Here is a 22,939-nt window from a genome sequence, read left to right on the forward strand (position 1 = left end):
CCCGACCCGGTCTCCAGAATGTGCGCCGGAAGGCACGCGATTGACGGACCAGACTTTCCTGGATCTCGTACGGCATAGAGCCGGAACTCACCGCGATAAAGCCGCTTTCGACTACTGCCGTTATTCGCCCGATGGCGAAGAGCACAGCCAACTGACTTTTGGCGAACTCGACGCCCACGCGCGGTCAATCGCGTCCGTTTTGCAGCGAATGGGCGCTACCGGCGAACGCGCGCTGGTGCTGTGCCCGTCGGGCTTGGACTTCATCGTCGGGTTCTTCGGATGCATCTACGCCGGCGTCGTGCCAGTGCCGGTGCACCCGCCCGCCCGCACCCGGGTGATCGGCCGCGTCGCGTCGATCGTGAACGACACCGCGGCGCGGGTCACCGTGACCACTGCCGAGACCCGGGCACAGTTTTCGGACGCGGTAGCCGGGATGGCCGACGGCCCAGCCATGCAGTGGTGCGCCGTCGACGAGGTCACCGCCTCCGCCGATGAGTGGGTCGCGCCGGACATCGACGCCGCCACGACGGCGCTGCTGCAATACACCTCGGGTTCGACAGGTTCGCCGAAAGGCGTTGTGGTGACCCACCGCAACCTGCTGCACAACGTGGAGGCCATCCGCACCGCATGGGGCGACGGAAACGACCGCGCCCGAGGCGTGTTCTGGCTGCCTCTGCACCACGACATGGGGCTGATCGGCGGAATTCTCACCTCGATTTACGTCGCGGCCACGTCCTACTTCATGCCGCCCGAGTCATTCATCGAGCGACCGATGCGCTGGCTGGAGGCGCTGTCCCGCAACGGCGGCACGATCACCGCAGCGCCCAACTTTGCCTACCAACTGTGCATCGACCACAGCAGCCCCGAAGAACGCGCGGCACTGGATCTGTCCAAGCTGTCGACCGCCATGTGTGGCGCGGAGCCGATTCGCGCCGCCACCCTGCGGCGGTTCATCGACGCTTTCGCCCCTGCCGGCTTCCGGCCGCAGGCGTTCGATCCGGTGTACGGCATGGCCGAATCCACCCTGCTGGTCTCCGGAAAAGCGGATCGAACCGCGCCCGTGGTGCGGCACCTGGACAGCGACGCGCTGCGCGACCACCGCATCGTCCCCGTCGCACCGGAACATCCAGATTCGGCATCGTTGGTGGGCTGCGGCCACGCCCAGCCCGGCCATGAGACTGTCATCGTCGATCCGGCGACCGGCCGACCATGCGCGGCCGACCAGGTCGGGGAGATCTGGCTGGCCGGCGGCAGTGTCGCCCAGGGCTACTGGGCAAAGCCGGCCGAAACCGAGGAGACATTCAACGCATTTCTCGCCGACACCGGACGCGGGCCGTTTCTGCGCACCGGTGACCTCGGATTCCATCTGGACGGTCAGCTGTTCGTTTCCGGACGGCTGAAAGATCTCATCGTCATCCGCGGCCGCAATCACTACCCCGAAGACATCGAAGCCACGGCGCAGGACAGCCACCACGGGCTGCTGCGCGGCCGCGGAGCCGCGTTTTCGATCACGCTCGATGCGCATTCCGGCGAGCAACTCGTCGTCGTGCAGGAAGTCGACCGCTACCGGGCCGGTGCGATCGACACCGACGTGGTGCTCGCCGCGATCCGCACCGCGGTGGCCGAGCACCACGAAATCCGCCCGTACGCAATCGTTCTCACGGAACCGTCGACGATACCCACGACGTCGAGCGGCAAGATCCGGCGCAGCAGGACCCGGCAACGTTACCTCGATGGTGAGCTCGCAGCGATTGCGCAGTGGCAGGCAGCGTCGCCGGACGCGCCCCGCGACGTTTCCGGCACCGCGGCACCGGCACCGGCGCACGCCGCGCCGGACGCCGGGGAGTTGGCGGCCTGGTTGGCCACGCAGCTTTCGGAACTGCTCGACCTCCCCCGGGCCGACGTCGACACATCGCTTCCGTTCGCTCACTACGGGCTCGACTCAGTGCAAGCGGTTCGGCTGACCGCCGCGCTGGCAGAGCATGTGGGACAGGACCTTTCGCCTACGCTGCCCTATGAGTACCCGACCATTGACACGCTGTGCGCCTACCTGACCGACGGCACCGCCGCGGACCCCGCGCCACCGGCCGCCGCCGCCCGCGCGCAGAGCGCCGACGAGCCGATCGCGATCATCGGCATCGGCTGCCGATTCCCCGGAGCCGACGGCCCGGCGGCGTTCTGGGAGTTGCTCACCGAAGGCCGTGCCGCCGTCGGCGACGTTCCACCGGAGCGCTGGACCCCCGGTCCCGGCGGCGCCCAACGGGGCGGTTTCCTCGAGCACGTCGACCAGTTCGACGCCGCGTTCTTCAACATCTCGCCCCGCGAGGCGACGCGCATCGACCCCCAGCAACGTCTGCTGCTAGAGGTGGCCTGGGAGGCGTTGGAAGACGCCGGCCAGGTCACCGAGCGGCTTGCCGGTAGCCCCACGGGCGTGTTCGTCGGCGTCTCCACCTACGACTACGGAAGTCTCCAGTTCGGCCGGCCGGATCTGATCGACGCCTACAGCGGCACCGGCGGCGCACTGAGCATCGCCGCCAACCGGCTGTCCTACGCACTGGATCTGCGCGGACCCAGCATGGCGATCGACACCGCCTGCTCGTCGTCGCTGGTCGCCGTCCACCTGGCCTGCCGCAGCCTGCGCGACGGCGAGTCGACGCTGGCCCTTGCCGGTGGCGTCAACGTCATCTTGTCGCCGGCTCTGGGAGTCAACTTCAGCAAGGCCTCGCTGATGGCAGCCGACGGTCGCTGCAAGACATTCGACGCCGCGGCCGATGGATACGTCCGCGGCGAAGGTGCCGGCGTCGTCGTCTTGAAACCGTTGAGTCGGGCGCTGGCCGACGGTGACCAGATCTATGCGGTGCTGCGCGGAAGCGCGACCAATCACGACGGTCGGACCAACGGTCTGACCGCACCCAGCCGGCACGCGCAACAGGCGGTGCTGACCGAGGCGTACCGGCACGCGGGCCTGTCCCCCGGCACCGTTGCGTACGTCGAGGCGCACGGCACGGGCACGGCGTTGGGCGACACGATCGAGGCCACCGCCCTCGGCTCGATTCTGGCCGAAGGTCGCGCGCCGGACGATCGCTGCTTGATCGGATCGGTGAAAACCAACCTCGGCCATTTGGAGGCGGCCGCCGGGGTCGCCGGATTGATCAAGACGGCGCTGGCGTTGCGCCACCGCGAGATCCCCGCGAGCCTGAACTTCGATCAGCCCAACCCGCACATCCCATTCGAACGACTCGCGCTGCAGGTGGCCGACACTCGTACGCCGTGGCCGCCGACCAATCGGCGGGCGGTCGCCGGGGTCAGCTCGTTCGGCTTCGGCGGAACCAACGCACACGTCGTGATGACCGAGGCGCCCGAAGTCCGGGCCCCGCAACCGCCGGTGACCGGTCGCGTCGAGCTGTTGCCGTTGTCGGCCCGGTCGCCCGAGGCGCTGTCCGCCCTGGCAGAGGGCTACCAGCAGGCTCTGCAGGCCGGGATGCCGCCGGCCGACCTCTGCTACACCGCCGGCGCGCGGCGCGACCACCACGACCACCGGCTGGCGGTGCTCGGTCGCGACGCCACAGAGCTGTCCGAATCGCTCGCCGCCTACCGGCAGGGCGAGAGCCGGCCCGGGTTGTCGGTCGGACGACGCCGGCCCGGGCCTGGTGTCGTGTTCGTCTTCTCCGGGCAGGGATCCCAGTGGCGCCGGATGGGACAGCAACTTCACGGCGAGGAGGAGGTGTTCCGGGACGCGCTGGCCGAGTGCGACCGAGCCCTGCGCCCGCACCTGGACTCATCGGTGATCGATGCGCTGCTGGGCGGCGACAGCCTCGATGACATCGGGGTGATCCAGCCGGCCATCTTCGCGATGCAGGTCGCGCTGGCCGCGCTGTGGCGATCGTGGGGTGTGGAACCCGCCGCCGTGATCGGGCACAGCATGGGTGAGGTGGCGGCCGCGCACGTTGCGGGTGCCTTGCACCTCGACGACGCGGCGCGGGTGATCTGTGCGCGAGCGCGCCTGCTCCGGGCAGCAGCTCGCGGCGGATCGATGATCACCGCGGAGCTGTCTCTCGCCGAGGCGGACGAACTCGTCGCCGGACGTTCGGACCGGATCGCCGTCGCGGCGAGCAACTCGGTGCGCTCGACCGTGCTCTCCGGTGATTCGGATGTGTTGTCCGAGTTGATGACCGAGATCCAGCAGCGGATGAGGTTCTGCCGCTGGATCGACGTCGACGTGGCATCGCACAGTCCGCGCATGGACGCGCTGCGCGCCGACCTCGCCGTCGCGCTCGACGGCCTTCGTCCGTCGGCGCCCGCGACACCGATGTATTCCACCGTGACCGCCGAGCCGATCGACGACGCGACTCTGGACGCCGCCTACTGGGTGGAGAATCTCTGTTCGCCAGTGCGGTTCTCGCCGGCCGCACGGCGGCTGTTCGAGCAGGGCCATGAGGTATTCCTCGAGGTCAGTCCGCACCCGGTGTTGTTGAGCGCGCTGCGCGAGGACGCCGACGACCTCGGTCGTGCCGGCACGCTGATTCCCTCGATGCGCCGTGCTGAGGGCGGGCGCGAGACCGCGCTGGCAGCGCTGGGCGCCCTCTACACCAGTGGACAGACCGTTGCCTGGGACCGGCTGAATCCGTTAGGCGGCCGGGTGGTTTCGGCGCCCACGTACCCGTGGCAACGCGAGAGGTTCTGGCTCGACGCCGCGGCCGCCGGCGGGTCGCCGTGGCGCGGGCCGATCCGCTCGTCGGCACAGCCGGACACGGTGTGCTGCGAAATCGACGTCAGCACCGATCTGATGCCGCTCTTGACCGGCCACCGCGTGCACGGTTCGGTCGTCGTCCCGGCGGCCACCCTCCTCGAGCTTGTCGTCACAGGCTCCGCGAGAGCCTTCGGCGCGCCTCCCCGGATGCCGCGAGACGTCGTCTTCCACCGGTCGCTGGTGCTCGACGACGCCGAGCCGCGAACCGTGCAGCTGGTTCTTCGCGGCGCGCCCTCGGGCGACGTCTCGTTCGATCTGCTGGGCATGGATCCGGCTGCGTCGTTGGTGGCGAGCGGCGCGCTGGTCGCCGACGAACCGGTCGGCGACGCCGACCCGCACAACCCCGAAGACATCCAAACTCGTTGCACGGAAACGGTTTCCGCGGCGTCATTCTACGGTCGGCTGGCGCAGCATGGGCTGGAGTACGGGCCGGCCTTCCAGAAGGTGACCGACGTCTGGCGCCGCGACGGTGAGGCGATCGCCCGAATGACGCCGGGCGATGCCAGCGATATCGATGCGGCATTGCTGGACGGCTGCTTTCAGGTCCTCGCCGCCACACTTCCTGCGAGCAACGGGCAGTCCCACGACACGTACCTGCCGGTCAGCATTGCGGATCTGGTTGTCCGCGGGGCGTTCTCGGACGGCGTGTGGTGCCATGCGCTGCTGCGCGACGGGTCCGCGCCCGACACCGTCGAGGGCGATGTGTTCCTGCTGGACCGGTCCGGGACGGTTTGCACGGCGGTACGCGGACTGCGGCTCGCGCGAATCCGCGAGACGGCGCCGAGCACGACGCGGGCCGATACCCGGGGCGATCTCTACCTGCCGCGGTGGGAGCCGGCGAGTCTCGTCACGCCGGGCCGGACGGTGGCGGCGGGCACCTGGCTGATCTTCGGCGACGACGGCGCCACCGCGGACACCACCCGGATGCTGCTCGAACAGCGCTCTCAAACCTGCGTCCTGGTCGAGCCGGGGACCGACTTCGCCCGACTGGCGCCGGACCATTACCAGCTGGATCCGGCTGAGCCGCAACACTTCCGGCGTCTTCTCGATGACCTGCCGCAGTTGCAGGGCATCGTGCACCTGTGCAGCCTGACGGCGTCGACGGATTCGCTTGACGCGGCGCGCATCCTCGGCCCGACCAGCGTGCTGCATCTGGTGCAGGCGTTGACGCCGGCACCGCAGTCACCCGCACCGCGGCTGTGGCTGGTGACGCGACACGCCCAGCCGGTCGAGGTGGACGCGGACGTCGTGGCGCTCGCTCAGGCCCCGCTGTGGGGCATGGGCCGCAGCATCGCACACGAGCATCCGGAGCTGCGCTGCTCGCGGGTCGACCTACCGCTGGGTTCCGAACCCGAGGACCTGGCCGCTCTTGTCGAGGAGTTACTCGCCGGGGTGAGCGACACCGATGTCGGGTTTCGGGGCGGACGGCGTTACGTCGCCAAATTGTCCCAGTTCGTCGTGGAACCGGAAACCGCTCAGCCGGAAGCGGATTCCCCATTCCGGATGGAGTATTCGCGGCCCGGCGTGCTCGATGACATCGACACCCGGGTGGTCGCCCGTCGGTCGCCGGGGCCTAAAGAGGTCGAAATCGATGTTCACGCAACCGGATTGAACTTCATCGACGTGATGCGCGCCCTCGGCGTATACCCGGGTCAAGAAGGTGGCCCGACGCAGGTCGGGGTCGAATGCTCCGGCGTCGTGACGGCCGTGGGCGACGAGGTCGACGATGTGCGGGTCGGCGACGCCGTGATCGCCTTGGCAGCAGAGGGTGTCGGATCCTTCGTCACCACCCCGGCCGTCCTGGTGACGCCCAAGCCGGTCCAGCTCAGCTTCGAGCAAGCCGCGGCGATCCCGATCGCGTATCTGACGGCCTACTACGCGCTGCACGAACAGGCTCGGTTGCGGCGCGGCGAGCGGGTGCTCATTCACTCAGCGGCCGGCGGCGTCGGTCTGGCCGCCGTCGAAGTGGCCCGCTGGCTGAACGCGACGGTGCTCACCACCGCGGGTACCCCGGAGAAGCGCGATCACCTGCACGGCCTCGGTATCGAGCATGTATTCGATTCGCGCTCACTTGGTTTCGCCGATCAGGTGTTGGCCGCAACCGGCGGCGACGGGGTGGACGTGGTGCTCAACTCGCTGACCGGCGAGGCACTGTCGCACGGGCTCGAGGCGCTGAGCCGGTACGGCCGCTTCGTGGAGATCGGGAAGGCCGACATCTACGGGCAAGGCCGGCTTCGGCTGTGGCAGTTACGCAACAACGCGTCCTACATCGTCGTCGACCTGGCACAGCTGATCACAGATCGGCCGGCCTACGTGGGTGCCCTGTTGGGTGACATCGTCGCTCACCTCGAGCAAGCAGCGTTCCGCCCACTGCCGGTGCGCGCCTTCCCGGCCGCACAGACCGCCACCGCCCTGCGGACACTGTCGCAGGGCAGGCAGATCGGCAAGGTCGCGGTGTCGGTACCTGGGCGAGGGCGACCGGGCGTCCACCACCAGCGGCTCCCTGAGCAGTTCGATGCCGAGGCCACCTATCTGATCACCGGCGGGCTCGGCGGCCTCGGTCGGGCCGCCGCGTCATGGCTGGTCGAGCGCGGCGCCAGGCATCTGGTGTTGCTCGGACGCGGCCCGGCATCAGACGACGGGCTGCGGGCCATCGACGATTTACGCACCGCGGGCAGCGAAGTGGTCTACGCCCGCGGCGACGTCAGCCGGGCCGATCAGCTCGCCCCGGTGCTCGATTCGATGCGCGCAACCATGCCGCCGCTGCGTGGCGTGATTCACGCGGCGGGGATTCTCGACGACGGCATCCTCGCGCGCCTCGACGACCGGCGGCTGCGCGAGGTGATGGCGCCCAAGGTCGAAGGCGCCTGGAACCTGCACACGCTCACCCGAGACGCAGCGCTGGACTTTTTTGTGCTCTTCTCCTCTGCCGCAGCGCTTTTGGGTTCACCAGGGCAGGCGCACTACGCCGCGGCCAACGCATTCCTGGACGCGCTGGCGTGGTATCGACGTGCGGCGGGCAAGCCCGCGCTGAGCATCAACTGGGGCCCGTGGGCCGAGGTCGGTCTGGCCAGCGGGCCAGAGCAGCAACGAAACCTCAACCGGCACGGCATGATTCCGATTCCGGTGGCCGACGGCGTGCGGACGCTGTCGAGACTGTTACGGTCGTCGGCCACCCAGGTCGCCGTGCTGCGAATGGACCCGGCGTTGCTTGCGGACCTGCTCGACACGCCGGCGGCCGGCGACTCCCGGGAGCGCCTCGAGGACCTTCGCGACGTGGTCGTCCGCGCCGACGAGGACGAGCGTCGACGGCTGCTCGAGTCGTATCTGCGCGAACAGGCGGCGGCCAAGCTCGGTCAGACACCGTCGCGCCTGGACGTCGAGTCGGCACTGCACCAGCTCGGGGTCGACTCGCTGGTCGCGGTGGAATTGCGCGCTCAGATCGAACGCGACCTCGGCATCGTCGTGCCGGTCGTCCGCCTGCTCGACGGTCTGAGCGTGACGGGGCTGGCCGGCTGGCTTGCCGAGCAGTTATCCAGTGCCACAGCGAAACCCGAACCCGTCGAGACGGACGACGCGCCCACCGTCAACGGGACCAACGCCACTGAGCCGCAGTGGATAGACGTCCTGGGCACGTTGCCCGACATCTCCGACGACGACGTCGACGCGCTGCTTCGCGACGTCCTCGCGGCACGAGAGGCCCAGGATGACAACTGACCTCGCCGGCCTTTCCGCCGAGGAGAAGCGCGTGCTGCTGGCCCGCCTGCTGATGGAAAAGGCGGAAGCTGCGGCGTCAGCGCATCCGCTCTCCTATGGTCAGCGGTCGCTGTGGTTCCTCTACCAGCTCGCGCCCGGCAGCCCCGCCTACACGATCACCTACGCCGGGCAGATCCGCGGCGACCTCGACGTGAGCGCGCTGCAGGCCGCAGCCCAGGCGCTCGTCGACCGGCACGACATCCTGCGGACCACCTACACCACGCGTGCCGGTCAGCCGGTCCAGCTCGTCCATCCCCGTTGGCCGGTGCGGGTCACGCACCTGGAATTGGACCGTGAGGAGACGCCGCGCTGGCTGCGACGCGAAGCCGATCGGCCCTTCGACTTGCGCACCGGACCGGTGCTGCGGTTTCACCTGATCAGCCACGGCGCCGGCGAGCACCTGCTGGTGCTGACGCTGCATCACATCGCCGTGGACATGTGGTCGATCGACCTGATCCTCGACGAGCTTCGGCTGCTCTACGCCGCCGAGCACGGCGGCTCACCGCCGCCGCCGCTCCCACCGATGCGCTACGTCGACTACGCGCTCGAACAGACCCGCGCCATCGAGGGAGCCGAGGGCGACCGGCTCTGGCGGTACTGGAGCCGGCAGCTGGCCGGGGAGACGCCGCTGCTCCGGCTGCCCGTCGACCGGCCGCGGGGCGCGGTCCAAACGTATCGCGGTGCGGTACAACGCTTTACCGTCGACCGCACGCTGACCGCCCAGCTCAAGGAACTCGGCCGCCGCGGCGGCGCGACCCCCTACATGACGCTGTTCGCGGCGTACGCGACTCTGCTGCACCGCTACAGCGGACAGGACGATCTGCTGATCGGCTCGCCGTTCGGATGCCGCGACCACGCGGGGCTGGCGAGTCTGGTCGGCTACCTCGCCAACCCGGTGGTGCTGCGGCCCGACCTCAGCGGCGATCCGACCTTTACCTCGCTGCTCGGCCGGGTCAAGACGACTGTCCTGCAAGCACTCGAGCATCAGGACTTTCCGTTCGCGCTGCTCGTCGAAAAGCTGGACCCGGCACGCGATGTGAGTCATACGCCGCTATTCCAAGTCTCGTTCGCGTGGGAACAGACCCGGCGCTTCCAGGACGGCGCGGGGGCGGCGTCGGTCCCGGGTGTGCTGGATTTGACGACCACCCACATCGGCCAGGGCGGTGCGCCGCTCGACCTGATGCTGCTGATGGGTGAACAGGACGGCGAGCTGCTCTGCGCCCTGCAGTACAACACCGACCTGTTCGACGACGCGACCATCGAGCGGATGGCCGAGCACTTCACCACGCTGCTGCGCGGAATCGTCGCCGATCCAGACCTCAGCCTGTCGCAGCTGCCGATCCGCACCGAGGCTGAGCGCTCGCAACAGACGGCGTGGAACGACACCGAGGTCCGCTTCGAGGGCCCCGACACCCTGCCCGAGATGGTGACCGCGGCGGCCCGCCGCAGCCCGGCGGCGATCGCCGTGAGATTCGACGACCGCGACCTGACCTACGCCGAACTCGACCGGCGCGCCGACGATGTGGCGGCTCGACTGCTGAGCCGCGGCGTGCGCCCGGACAGCATCGTCGTCGTCCTGCTGGACCGCAGCGAAGACCTGGTGGTGGCGCTGCTCGGCGTCGCGAAGTCCGGTGCCGCGTTCATGCCGCTCGACCCGGGACAGCCGGCGAACCGCATCGCCGCGATGATCGAGACCTCCGGCGCGTCGGTGGTGGTCACGCACCAGCGAAACCTACAGTCAATCAAAGGATTTGGCGGTGATCGTCTCTGCCTGGACCTGCCGCCGGCTGCGTCCGAAACGGGCGCGGTCACGTCCTCCCCCGTCCCGCGGCCGGACGGACTGGCTTACGTCGTCCACACCTCGGGGTCCACCGGCGTACCGAAGCGCGTGCTCAACACCCACGGCGGGCTGCGCAACCTGCTGCTCTGGATGCAGGCGAACTACCGGCTCGACGCCGGCGACCGGGTGCTGCACCACACGCCGGTGACCTTCGACGCGTCGCTGGCGGAGATCTTCGTGCCGTTGATCGTCGGCGCGCGGCTTGTCATCGCGAAACCCGACGGGCACCGCGACGCCGCCTACCTCGTCCAGACCATCGCCGAGCAGGGCATCACCCAGATCGTGCACGTCGTGCCGTCGATGCTGCAGTCCTGGCTCGGCGAGCCCGGCCTCAACGACTGCGTCACGCTGCGGCGGGTGACGTGCGGCGGCGAAGCTTTGCCCTACGACCTGGCCCAGCGTTTCCTGAACACCGTCGACGTCGAATTGTGGAACGAGTACGGCCCCGCCGAATGCGCAGTGACGGCCACCTACGCGCACTGCCAGCGCGGTGCGCCCGGGCCGTCGATTCCGATCGGGCGGCCGATCGCCAATGTCGCGATTCACCTCCTCGACGCCTACCTCCAACCGGTGCCGGTGGGCGTGCCCGGCGAGCTGTACATCGGTGGAGCCGGCGTGGGCCGTGGCTACGCCGGTCAGCCGGACCTGACGGCCACCCGGTTCGTCGCCGACCCGTTCTCCGGTGAGCCCGGCGCAATGCTCTACCGCACCGGCGATCTGGCTCGCTATCGGTCTGACGGCAACATCTTCTACCTCGGACGCCGGGACAGCCAGGTGGAGATCCGCGGCGTCCGGATCGAGCCCGGCGAGGTCGAGGTCGTGCTGAGCAGGCATCCCGACGTGAACGAGGCAGTGGTGGTCGCCGGCACCGACGAGCGCGGCCACACCCGGCTGACCGCCCACGTCGCGGCCAGCACCGAGCCCGGGCCGACCACCGCGCAGTTACGGCGTTTCCTGCTCGAGTGGCTCCCGGCGGCCATGGTGCCGGCCCACTTCGTCGTGAAGAGCGAGTTGCCGCGTACCTCCGGCGGGAAAGTCGACCGGCGCGCTCTCGCCGCGGACGGCTCGACAGCAGCGCAGCGCGACCGGGAGTACGTCGCTCCGCGCAACCGGACCGAGCAAGTGCTGGCCGAGATCTGGCGCACGGTTCTCGGTGTCGACCGGGTCGGCGTCCACGACGACTTCTTCGCCCTCGGCGGCTCCTCGACGCACAGCCTGGAGGTCGCGGTCCGTGCGGAAACGGCCGGTCTGCCGCTTAAACCCGAGTCGGTGTTCTTGTTCGGCACGATCGCAGAACTGGCCGCGGAATACGGCGACCAGGCGCCCAGCGACGCGCCGGCCGTCAGGCCCGATGCCAGCCCCCAGCCCCTCAGTGCGCCAAGCGAATTCCAGCCAACGCCGTCGACAAAGCCGACCCGCAACACGGTGATCGAGAGCATCGGCACCTACCTGCCGTTCACAGTGGTGTCGACCGCCGACCTTCTCGCCGGGTGCGTCAACGACATCGGCATACCGCTGGAAAGGCTGACCGGAATCAAGCACCGACGGGTGGTGGCCGACGGCGAGTTCGCCATCGATCTCGCCCGACAAGCCGCGGCCGACTGCCTGTCCCGGTCGAGTTACCGGCCGGCGGAGATCGACCTGCTGATCTCGTGCAGCATTTCCCGCTGCGACGGGCCCGACCAAAAATTTGTCTTCGAGCCCAGCACCGCGGCGCGGCTGCGGGATCAGTGCGGCCTGGACAACGCGGTGGCTTTCGACATCACCAATGCCTGCGCCGGAATGTTCACCGGGATCGCAATCGCCGACGCGTTCCTGCAGACCGGGCTGATCGGTCGCGCCATGGTGGTCAGCGGCGAATACATCACCCACATCAGCGCCACCGCGCAACGGGAAATCGAGGGTCCGATGGACCCGCGGCTCGCGTGTCTGACGGTCGGGGATGCGGGCGCCGCGGTGATCCTGGAGCGTGGTCGGGGCGATCGTGCCGGCTTCCACGACATCGATATCGCCACGCTCAGCCGCTACGCCCCCATGTGCATCGGGAAAGCGACCGCCGGGCCGGAAGGCGGCGCGATCATGACGGTCGACTCGATTGCGGCGACCGCGATCGCGGTGCAAGCCGCGGTGCCGTACGTGGCCGGCGTGATGCGACGCCACGGCTGGCGCCCGGAGCACTGCGACCACATCGTGATGCACCAGACGTCGGAATCGTCGATCAACGACGCGGTCGGCGCGGTGAACCGGATGTTCGGCGAAGGATCCGCCAACCCGGGCAACACCATCTACAACCTATCTGAGCGTGGAAATACGGCCAGCACAACACATTTCGTCGCCGTCAAGGATCACATCCTGAGCAACCGAATCCGCTCGGGCGACAACGCGGTCTTCGGCATCAGCGGCTCCGGCCAGACCGTCGGCGCCGCGCTGTACACCTTCGACGACCTGCCCGACCGGCTGCGCCGCGGCTCCGACAGCCACCGCGGCCTGCAGGCGCCGCGCGACGCGGCGACCATGGAGCCTCCGCCGCCCCCGGCGGTCGGAATCGCCGGCGTCGGCACCATCCCGGCCGGCCCGCCCGGCTCACGGGGCTCGGTGGAACTGGCCGCGCAGGCCGCCGAGCAATGCCTCGACCGGACCGGGCTCGACCGCGACCAGCTCGGCCTGATCATTCACGCCGGTGTCTATCGGGACGAATTCATCAGCGAGCCGGCGATCGCGGCACTGGTTGCCGGCGAACTCGGGATCAACGACGACGTGCGGTCCCCCGATGGCCCGAAGACGCTCGCCTTCGACGTGTTCAACGGCGCAGTCGGCTTCCTCAACGCCTGCCAGGTTGCCGTCCAGATGATCGGCGCGGGAAGAACCGGGCACGCGATGGTCGTTGCCTCGGAGATCGAGAACAACTCCGGCAGCGGCGGGCATCCCGCCTACGGCTTGAGCGAGACGGGGTCGGCGGTGATCCTGTCGCCGACCGACGGCAGCCAGGGATTTGGCCGCTTCGTCTTCCGTCACTACCCCGAGTACGCCGATGCGCTGGTCACCTACACCAGCCACTCCGACGACCGTACCTGGCTCGAGATCGACCGCGACCCGGAACTGGCGGCGCACTATCTGGACATCATCGCCGACGCCGTGGGCGAGTTGCTCAAACTGGAGGCGATCGCCTCTGCCGATATCGCCGCCGTGTTCCCCCCGCATCTGTCACCCGCTGATCGCGACGAACTGGCCACCCGATTGGGTATTGCGAGTTCGCTTTTCGTCGCCCCCGCGGGCGATGCCGACCCGTTTTCGTCGTCGGTGCCGCACGGATTGCAGCACGCCTGGCAACACGGGCTGGTGAGGTCGGACGATGTCGGGCTGATCGTGAGCGTGGGCTCCGGGCTCCAGGTCGGCTGCACGACCTACCGTTTCTGACGGTTATTCGTCGCGTAGCTGGGATGCCAGCGCAGCCCGGGTGGTCTGCCACGCGGGACCGATCGCTGCCAACACCGCCGACACGATGGCGAGGATCGCATAACCAGTCGCTTCGGATGCCGGGAAGATCAGCGGAACGACAGCGCCCACGTCGACGATCGCGGCCCGCGCCACGGCGCCGATGATGGCGGCCGACACCAGTCCGCCCAGCACGGCACCCGTCGCGCTCGCGATGACAGCCTCGATGGTTGTCACCGCGAAGACGGTGGCCGGGGTGGCGCCGAGCGCCTGGATCAGCGCGATTTCGCGGCGGCGCCGAATTCCGAGCAGCAGCAGCGTCGAGGACACCGAGATGAAGGCGATCGCCAGCAGACCGTATTTCAGCGTGTTCAACGGTGCGAGAAAACGGGATTCACCGCTGACCACCGCATCGCGATACCCGTGGGCGTCCACGACGGTCAGCGGCTGATTGAACTGCCCGGCCTTGATCTCGTCGGCGACGCGGTGCAGGCTGACACCCCCCGCCGGCTTGATGAACACCAACCCGGGCGGCTGCCGGCCGAAGATCTGCTCGGCAAGCGGATAGGACATCTGAATTCTGCGCCCGCCCACTTCAGGGGTGGCCACGATCGTCCCGACGACGAGTCTGCGGGCGCTGGGTCCGCTACCCAGCAGCATCGTGTCGCCAACGCGGACACCGGTCTCTCGAGCCAGGATGCCGCCGATGACAAGCTGATTCGCCGCCACGCTTCGCCGCGGGGAGGGCCCGGCGAGCGCCCGGTACGAGAAGGTCGGTCGATCCTCGGCGCGTACGTAGGCCAACTCTCCGTTTGCCAGGGTGATCTCCACCTCCGCCATTCGCTCTACGGCGCCGACCCCGGGCAGGGCGGCGAGCTTCGCCATGCTGTCCGGCGAGAACTTCGCATCTGTCGAGCCCCAGTCGGTGAACCGGGTGGTGGTCAGTACCAGGCGTCCGGTCGCCTGTGCTTTCGCCACGTTGTCGACTCCGTCGTTGATGGCGATCAAGAACCCGGACAGCAGCGTCGCGACGGCCACCGGCACCGCGACGGCGCCGCCGATCGCGATCATCCGCGACGGATCCGCGCGCAGTCCGGTGAACGCGATCGCCAGCGCCGCGCGGCGAATTCTTTCCGGCCGGAGCCGGATCAGGTCCAGGAATTCTGGGCCCACATAGGCGGTGGCCAGCAGCAAACCGACGATGGCGACGACGACCCCGCCGTTGGCGATCCCGGCCTGCCATGGCGCCAGCCCACCCGACCACGTCGCCCACCACACGGCGACGACGCCGGCGACGCCGATTCCCAGCAGCGTCACCACCCGGGGCCACACCAGCGCCGACGTGTTGTCCTCGAGTGCGGCGCGGCCGGAGAGTTCGGTCGCTATCGCGGTCCTCGACGCCGACCGGCTCGGTAAGAGGGCGGCGAGCACGGCGAGCAGGATCCCGATTCCCAGCGCCGCCACGACGACATCCGCCTCGACCACGACGGGGACGGTGACCCCGACGAACTGTTGCGTCAGCTCACTGGCACTGGCGACGACAGGGTGGGCGATCAGAATTCCGAGCAGAACTCCGATGACTGACCCGGAAGCGCCGAGCAGCCCAGCCTCTGCGAGGAACCCGCCGAACGTCAGCAGCGGTGCGGCGCCCAGAGCCGCGGCGATCGCCACTTCCCGTCGGCGTTCTTGAATCGACAACCGGGTGAGCTGCGCGATCAGGATCACCCCGATCCCGATCGCGATCAGAGCGAAGATCGCCAGCAGCGGAAACAAGATGACGTTGACGTTGAATCCTGCGGCCGGGTCGGTGCGGGTCAGCACCCGGTATCCGGGTCCGAGCGCTTCCAGCGCCGTGGCGACACGCCCCTGTACGCCGGTCGCACTGACGTGATCTGCCACCGTGACGTAGACACTGTCCACTCGGTCGCCGCGGGCGAACTGCCGCTGGGCCGCGCTGAGCGGCAACACGATGACGCGGCCGTTGTTGACGCTGTCCAGTTGCGGGATCTGAGCGAGTCCGGATAGCGGCAGCTGGCCGATGTCGGTCGCCAACGTCGGGGACTTACCCAGCGAGCGGCCGAAAGTGGTCGAGGTTGCCAACACTTGCGGCTCTTGTTGCCCCGCGCCACACACCTTCGGGTCGATCATCCAGCGGGCTGAGCAGTCGATCCCCAACGCCAACACGACGGTCTCGCGGTCGCCGTCGTGCACCTGGGTCGCCGCGCGGACCACCGGGGCGAGCACCGATACGCCAGGCACCTGGCTCGCGGTGTGGATCACCGCCGGCACGATTCCACCCTGGGTGGCGGCGCCGACGATGCGCAGCGGCGTGGGGCCGGCGATCCGGTAGCCGACGTCGTCGATAGCGGTACGGACGCTGCTGGTTTCGATCATGACCGCCACAACGATGGCCACCCCGCCGCCGAGGGACAGCGCCGCCAGCAACGCGCGCAGCGTGTGTCGCCGAATGGCCCGGAGGTTGATCAGCCGCACAACGCTGACGGTCGCGGCTAGTGCGGTGCTCGCCATGCCGCCCCAGCGTGCCGAACGTGCCGCTCGTCGCTTTCGATGCGGCCGTCGAGCAGGGAGACCAACCGGGGGGCCTCGTCGGCAATCGACCGGTCATGGGTGACCAACACAATGGTCTGGCCCGCTGCGTTGAGGTTGTACAGTGCCTCGATCACGCGGCGGCCGTTCTTGGTGTCGAGGTTGCCCGTGGGCTCGTCGGCGAGCACGACTTGCGGTGCCATGAACAGCGCTCGAGCGATTGCGACGCGCTGCTGCTCGCCACCGGACAACTCCGCGGGCACCCGGTTGGCCATCCCGGCCAGCCCGAACTGGTCCAGCAGCGCGACGGCTCGGTCGTGCTGGGCACGACCGGCCTGACCGGCCAGCAGACTGGGCAGCATCACGTTTTCGGCGACGGACAAACCCGCCAGCAAATTGAAGGACTGGAATACATACCCGATCCGGCGACCGCGAACGCGTGCCCGTTGCCGGGCAGACAACTGGGCGACGCTCATTTGGTTCACCAGAACCTCGCCGCGCGTCGGAGGCTCCAGCAACCCGAGGATGCTCAGCAACGTCGACTTGCCCGAGCCCGAAGGTCCCACCAGGACCACGAATTCGCCGACGTGTATCTGCACATTGATGTCGTGGATGATCGGTATCGCCGTCGCACCGGAACCGAACGATTTGCACAGGCCGCGGGCTTCCAGGATCACCGGCCGTGCATTGGCGGGCGGCGGTAACTGGCCCGGGGCGGTGCCGCCCTGAGCCTGCCCGTTGAGGAAAGCGGTCGACGAGGCAAACAGCGGGGAACGGGCGGCAGTCACGTCGTCGACCGGTGCGGTCACCGGTTGTTCGGGCGCGCTGACCGGAAGCGACGTCACTTCGGCCAGGGCCGGCATGATCAACGCGACGTCCACACCGGAGCCGACCACGAACACGCCCTGCGGGTCACCCTCCATCTCGCCCGCACCCTTGACGATCTCCACCAGCGCGGCCACCGCTTCGTCGTCGTCATGCGGCAAAAACCGACGACGTAGGTCAACGATCAACCCGTCGGCCGTGCCGACCACCGCCAGCGTCGCGGTGTCCGGTTCGATCGACAGCAGCGCCGTGCTGTCATAGCCGGCTGACTCACCTGCCGCGCGGGCCAACGCGACCGCGGACGACGCCAACGACGCAACGCTCGCCGATGCCAGCGCCGCGCCGCGCGCCGACCCGACCGCGGGCTGCTCGGGTGTGGTGATCGGAAGTGCTGTCGCCGCAACAAGGTCCGGCATGATCAACGGGACGTCGACACCGGAACCGAGCAGGAACAGGCCCTGCGGGCCACCCTCAGTCGCATCGAAACCTGTGACGATCTCCACGAGTGCGGCCAGTGCCTCGGCGTCGTCACTGGGCAAGAACCGTCGCCGCACCTCCGCGATCGACTCGTCGTAGGTGTTCAGCACCGCGTAGGTCGCCGAATCCGGCTCGATACACAGCAGCGCGATGTGCGTGTGCCCGGCAGCCCGGCCTTCGGTGCGGGCCAACTCGATCGCCGTCGACGTCAACAGCTTGGTGTTCGCCGATGCCAGCGCCGCGCCCCGGGCCAGCGCGGAATCGTGCTGCTCGGGCGCGCTGACCGGAAGCGTCGTCGCGTCAACCAGCGCGGGCATGATCAACGGGATATCGACACCGGAGCCCACCACGAAGACGCCCTGCGGGCCACCCTTCATCTCGCCCGCACCGTTGACGATCTCCACGAGTGCGGCCACCGCTTCGTCGTCGTCATCCGGCAAAAACCGCCGACGCACCTCGATGACCACCCCGTCAGCCGTACCGACCACCGCCAGCGTCGCGACGTCCGGCTCGATACACAGCAGCGCCGTGTGGTGATAGCCGGCCGACTCACCGGCCGCGCCGGCCAGAGCGGTCGCGGAATGGAACGGCGACACCAGGAAGACGTTGTCGACCCTGCGCGTCGCCAGGCCCTCGCGCAGAGCCGTCGCCGTTGCGGCGTCGACCCAGGTCACCCCGGTGGATCCCACCTGATAGCCGGCGCTGGCCGCGGTTTCCCGGGTGATGAGGATGGTGGCGATAATCTGCTCGATCGTGGTGCCAGACGGCAGGTCGGCACCGTGTGCGATGTCGAAATTGCCGTGGTTGACCACGACGCCGTCCGCTTTTGCCCCCGCTACCAGAACGGTGCGCACCGAGGTTGGCGTCATTGAGACACCAAGCACCGCGTCCGACACGTCTCCACAATAGTTTTGGCTGCGCGCGCTTCGCGGGCGAGCAGGGTGTCAGCGCGGCTTTTCCACCCTCGTGCGCGGCCACGGGATGCGACGCCATGTCAGCCATATCGCCCGGATGCCTCGCAGCGCCCGGACTACCGCGGTCGGCTGCGCAGCTCGTCGTAGGCCTCGCGTCCGCGGGTGAAGGTCGTCCCGTCGCCCCCTTGATCGGGGTGGTGGCGTGCGGCGAAGGCGCGCCAAGCTCGACGGAGATCGACCGCGGTGAACGACTCACACAGCCCGAGCACCTCCACCGGATCTGTTGGTGGGGCTGGTAATTCGGGCAGGCTCAGTTTCGGCTTGGCTCTCTCGGCGTGTCCTCGTCGTGGCGAACACCCCGGTGGGGTCTTCGTGGCTGCCTTTTTGGCGGGCGCCTTCTTGGCCGCCTTTTTGGCGGGCGCCTTCTTGGCCGCCTTTTTGGCTGCCTTTTTAGCCGGAGCTGCCTTCTTAGCGGCCTTTTTAGCGACAGCCTTTTTGCTAGGCTTTCTGGAAGTCGCCTTCTCGGCGACTACAGCGCCAGGCCGCTTCTTTGCGGGCGAGGCCGCCTCGGGTCGTAGTAATTCGTTACCGCTCACATGTGACGCCTGTCCGTCGACGTTCGTACCTACTTGCACGCATTGGCAACACCTCCTGGGGCAGCGGGCATCCCGCAAACCCGTTGCAGCGCAACATTGTCAGGGGCCAAACAGCCCGGGCCCGCCGATCGGACCAAGCGATGCCGGCGCACCGATGAGTGCGGCCAGCAGCAGCACGGTCCCGACCGCTGCTGCGATCAGCCAGGCCCGCGCCGGGTACGGGGTGGGTGCCACCGGATGACCGGCAGCCTGGGCGGCCTTCCGGTCACCGCGGATCCGTGACGATTTACTCTGCGCGCCGACCCAATACGCGCCCGCTGCCACAGCCGTCAGTATCAAGAAAATCACCGTGTCCTCCATCTGCTGGTCCTTCAGGGTGGTGGCGGTGGTCCCCAGGGCGCCGGCGGCGGCGGCGGTCCCCACTGTCCAGGGGGTGGCGGCGGTCCCCAAGGCGCCGGCGGCGGCGGCGGTCCCCACTGCCCAGGGGGTGGTGGCGGTGGTCCCCAGGGCGCCGGCGGCGGAGGCAGCGGATCGGCATGTGCCACCGCCCCTGCGACGGCCAGACCTAACCCCGCGGCCAGCCCGGCGGCGGCAAGTGCCTGCTTGAATGAGATCATCACGCGACTCCTTCGACGGTCAGCCCGCTGGCGGCGCAGGCCGCGGAGGCGGAGGTTCGCCGGGTCCAGGTCGCGGCGGACCGGCCGGACCGCCCGGAGCGGGCGGTGGCCCGCAAGCCCATGGCGGGGGAGCCGGGTGCCAGTGCGGCGGCGGTGGGTGCGGCGGGCCCCAGCCGGGCGCCGGCTGGTTCGACCAGCTCCTCGGTGGTGGAGGACCGTCCCAGGGGCTGGGCGCCGGTGCAAAGAAACGGGCGAAGACGCCGGCCAGGAGGGCACCGACCAGGAAGCCGGCGACCGCCGCGCCGATCGCCACACCGACGGGGTTGCGGTGCACGATCGAGGTGACCACCGGCGGGGTGACGGCGCGTGCTGCCGGCAACGGTGTTTCCGGCTCGCCGCCGCGAGCCTGGGACGCCTGCCCACCCGGATCCGAGGTTCGTTGCACGAATTCGTCGTCGGCCATGCTTGCCCCCTGTGAACAGTTGAAAATGTCTACCAGTGGCCGCCACGCTAAGAAGCGCAGCTGAAGTCAACCTGAAGAGCGCGGCCGTTCGAGATTTCTTCAGGTTCGCTTCAGAAGCCGGCGTTGGCAGCAAAGAGAATGAGACGATGACTGATGTTGGCGGTCCGCAGAATCGGCTAGGGCGCGCCGGTGAGCTGCGACAAGCGCACCCGACACGGATCTTGATCGTGGAAGACTCCGCGGCGATACGTGAGATGGTCAGCGAGGCGTTGAGCGACGTCGGATATCTCACCGCGACTCGTCCGGACGGGGCCGAGATGGAAGATGTCCTGGACGGATTTCGGCCCGACCTGGTGGTGCTGGACGTGATGTTGCCTGGCCGCGACGGTTTCGCGTTGATCGATGTGGTCCGCGATTGGGGCGAAGCGGCAATCGTGTTGCTCACCGCACGGGACGGACTGCCCGACCGATTACGCGGATTGGACGGCGGTGCAGACGATTACGTTGTCAAGCCCTTCGAGCTGGCGGAGTTGGTGTCACGCATCGGGGCGGTGCTGCGTCGACTCGGCCGATTGCCGTCGGTGCTTCAATATGGCGATCTGGCCTTGGACTTGGACGCCGGCGTCATCGCCCGCGCAGGTTGCCGGTTAGATCTGACTGCCACCGAATTACGTCTGCTGACCTTCTTGGTAGAGCAGCGCGGCCGCATTGTCAGCACCAGCCAAATCCTGACCGCGGTGTGGGGGTATGACGCCTACGACGCCAACTTGGTGCATGTCCATATCAGTGCCGTGCGCCGCAAGCTCGAAGCGCACGGCCCACGCATCCTTCACACCGTGCGCGGGATCGGCTACCGCATGGCACCTCAGCGATCATGACGGCTGATCGCGCCGCGCTGAGCTCGGTAACTGCCACACCGTCCCTGCATCGGCGGGTCAGCTTGATCGTGCTGGCCGTGCTGGCCGTGCTGTTACTAGTGCTGGGCGTGACTATCGATGCGCTGGTGGGCGTACAGGCTCAGCGCGATCGACATGATCGATTGATGGCCGGCGTGTCCAGGGCCGATGCGCTGGCCAGCGTCCACACCCCGCCTGACCAACTGGTCGCCCAACTGGGCGGTGGCGGGATCAGGGCGTTGCTGGTGACCGCGGACGGCTCCACCTACGGCGACCGCGCAATCCGACCGGACACCACGACGGGCCCGATCGTTCCGCCCCCACCACCGCCGCCACCGCCGTGGGGGCCGCCGCCACCCCCGCCGCCCTGGGGGCCGCCGCCACCACCGCCGCGGCCGGATGCCACCGCGACTGTCATCGTGCACCCGCTCAAGACGGGCGGGCGCCTCATCCTCGTTGCGGACACAACCCAGACCACGGCGCTGATCCGCCGGCTTCGTAAGGTCATGCTCACCGCCGGGCTGATCACTTTGGCCATCGCTGGTGCGTTGTTCAGCGCTGTGACCCGCGCCGCGTTGCGCCCACTGGATCGGCTCACCGCACTGGCCCGGACAATCACCGGCGGCGACCGCGGCCGGCGTTTGCGGCCCGACCGTCCCGACACCGAACTCGGCCGTGCCGCAGCGGCTTTCGACGGCATGCTCGACACCTTGGAGGCATCCGAGCAACGCGCCCAGCACTCGGCCGCGGTTGCGCGGCACGCAGAGGCCACCACCCGCCGCTTCATCGCCGACGCCGCCCACGAACTCCGCACTCCGATCGCCGGTATCCGTGCAGCCGCCGAGCAACTGCACAACGCTGCCGTCCAGCACAGCGAGAATCCGGACGCCCCGAACCAGTACCGCCGCGCTGCACTGCTGCTCGCCGAATCCCGTCGTGCCAGTCGCCTCATATCGGACATGCTCGACCTGACCCGCATCGACGCCGGCGTGGCGTTGGACTTGACCGACACAGATCTCGTCACGATCGCCGATGCCGAATGTGAACGCGCCAGAATGCTTTCGCCCGCACTGCGGGTGGCGCGAACGGGCGACGCCGCCGCACTGGTCCGCGCCGATCCCACCCGGCTGGCCCAAATACTCTCCAACGTGCTCGACAACGCGCGCCGACATACCCCTGCCGGCGGCTCGATCGTCGTCGACGTCGGTTCCGACACCGGCACGGGCGCTGCTGAACTCACCGTTACCGACTCAGGCCCGGGAATCCCGGATAGCGAGCGCGAACAGATCTTCGAGCGACTCGTCCGTCTCGATGCCGCGCGGAACGCCGATCACGGCGGGGCCGGGCTCGGATTGTCTATCGCACGTGCGCTCGCGCGCGCACACCACGGCGATCTCGTCTGTATCGCCTACGACGGCGGCGCGCGATTCCGACTAACCCTTCCCATCACCTCGACGAAATAGCGACTCCCAGCTTCAGACTGACTTCAGATTGGTCGCCCACAATTGACTCGACACGGATTGACCGAGCACCGTCCGGAATGCCCGGTTCGATGCGGGACAGGAGAGTGGTCGTCTGAGTACAGCGGTTGCGGAGCTGATCGCGGTAGGCGTCGGACCGGTGTCACTGACGGACGGACGCAACCAGCTGGGCGAGTTGGCGCCGGTTGTCGGGTTTGTGGCGGGCGCGCTGCGGCGACACGAGCGCGCCAGCGCCCGGTGCCCACGCTCAGTCATCTAGCGACGGAGGGATTTTCCGATGACTTCGACTAGCACGCTGTGGCTGTTTCCACTGATCGCGATGGGCGGGGCGCTGCAAGCGAT

Annotated in this window: 9 protein-coding genes; 4 read left to right on the forward strand and 5 right to left on the reverse strand. The window is 68.6% G+C overall.

All coding sequences use genetic code 11. The features are described 5' to 3' along the window. Positions 1–40 precede the first annotated feature (40 nt). Together ABDV69_RS11180 and ABDV69_RS11185 are read left to right on the forward strand one after the other, a co-directional pair. The gene (locus ABDV69_RS11180) at positions 41–8,467 is read left to right on the forward strand and encodes an SDR family NAD(P)-dependent oxidoreductase (protein WP_343574194.1); all 8,427 of its coding nucleotides are present in this window, start codon (positions 41–43) and stop codon (positions 8,465–8,467) included. Further along, on the forward strand, positions 8,457–13,763 hold the full coding sequence (locus ABDV69_RS11185; protein WP_343574197.1) for an amino acid adenylation domain-containing protein: 5,307 nt from the start codon (positions 8,457–8,459) through the stop codon (positions 13,761–13,763). The genes ABDV69_RS11180 and ABDV69_RS11185 overlap by 11 nt, the downstream gene beginning before the upstream one ends. 3 nt (positions 13,764–13,766) lie before the next feature. Here the strand turns inward: ABDV69_RS11185 and ABDV69_RS11190 are convergent, their stop codons facing one another. From ABDV69_RS11190 to ABDV69_RS11210, 5 genes are all read right to left on the reverse strand, one after another. After that, on the reverse strand, positions 13,767–16,310 hold the full coding sequence (locus tag ABDV69_RS11190; RefSeq protein WP_343574198.1) for an FtsX-like permease family protein: 2,544 nt from the start codon (positions 16,308–16,310) through the stop codon (positions 13,767–13,769). Beyond that, complete coding sequence (locus ABDV69_RS11195; RefSeq protein WP_343574200.1) at positions 16,292–18,499, reverse strand: ATP-binding cassette domain-containing protein; 2,208 nt, start codon at positions 18,497–18,499, stop codon at positions 16,292–16,294. The genes ABDV69_RS11190 and ABDV69_RS11195 overlap by 19 nt, the downstream gene beginning before the upstream one ends. Before the next feature lie 161 nt (positions 18,500–18,660). Next, positions 18,661–19,179: a hypothetical protein gene (locus ABDV69_RS11200; RefSeq protein ID WP_343574202.1), complete on the reverse strand. Its 519-nt coding sequence runs from the start codon at positions 19,177–19,179 to the stop codon at positions 18,661–18,663. A 60-nt stretch (positions 19,180–19,239) separates the two neighbouring features. Beyond that, on the reverse strand, positions 19,240–19,617 hold the full coding sequence (locus tag ABDV69_RS11205; protein ID WP_343574203.1) for a hypothetical protein: 378 nt from the start codon (positions 19,615–19,617) through the stop codon (positions 19,240–19,242). A gap of 159 nt (positions 19,618–19,776) precedes the next feature. Continuing rightward, complete coding sequence (locus ABDV69_RS11210; RefSeq protein WP_343574205.1) at positions 19,777–20,220, reverse strand: hypothetical protein; 444 nt, start codon at positions 20,218–20,220, stop codon at positions 19,777–19,779. Positions 20,221–20,366: 146 nt separating this feature from the next. Here ABDV69_RS11210 and ABDV69_RS11215 point away from each other — a divergent pair, with 146 nt between their 5' ends. After that, the gene (locus tag ABDV69_RS11215; RefSeq protein ID WP_343574207.1) at positions 20,367–21,098 is read left to right on the forward strand and encodes a response regulator transcription factor; all 732 of its coding nucleotides are present in this window, start codon (positions 20,367–20,369) and stop codon (positions 21,096–21,098) included. Then, positions 21,095–22,579 carry a HAMP domain-containing sensor histidine kinase gene (locus ABDV69_RS11220; RefSeq protein ID WP_343574209.1) on the forward strand — a complete coding sequence of 495 codons (1,485 nt, stop codon included), beginning with the start codon at positions 21,095–21,097 and terminating at the stop codon, positions 22,577–22,579. Before ABDV69_RS11215 ends, ABDV69_RS11220 begins: the two co-directional genes overlap by 4 nt. Positions 22,580–22,939 lie beyond the last annotated feature (360 nt).

The sequence above is a fragment of the Mycobacterium sp. genome, from assembly GCF_039583785.1.
Classification (GTDB): domain Bacteria; phylum Actinomycetota; class Actinomycetes; order Mycobacteriales; family Mycobacteriaceae; genus Mycobacterium.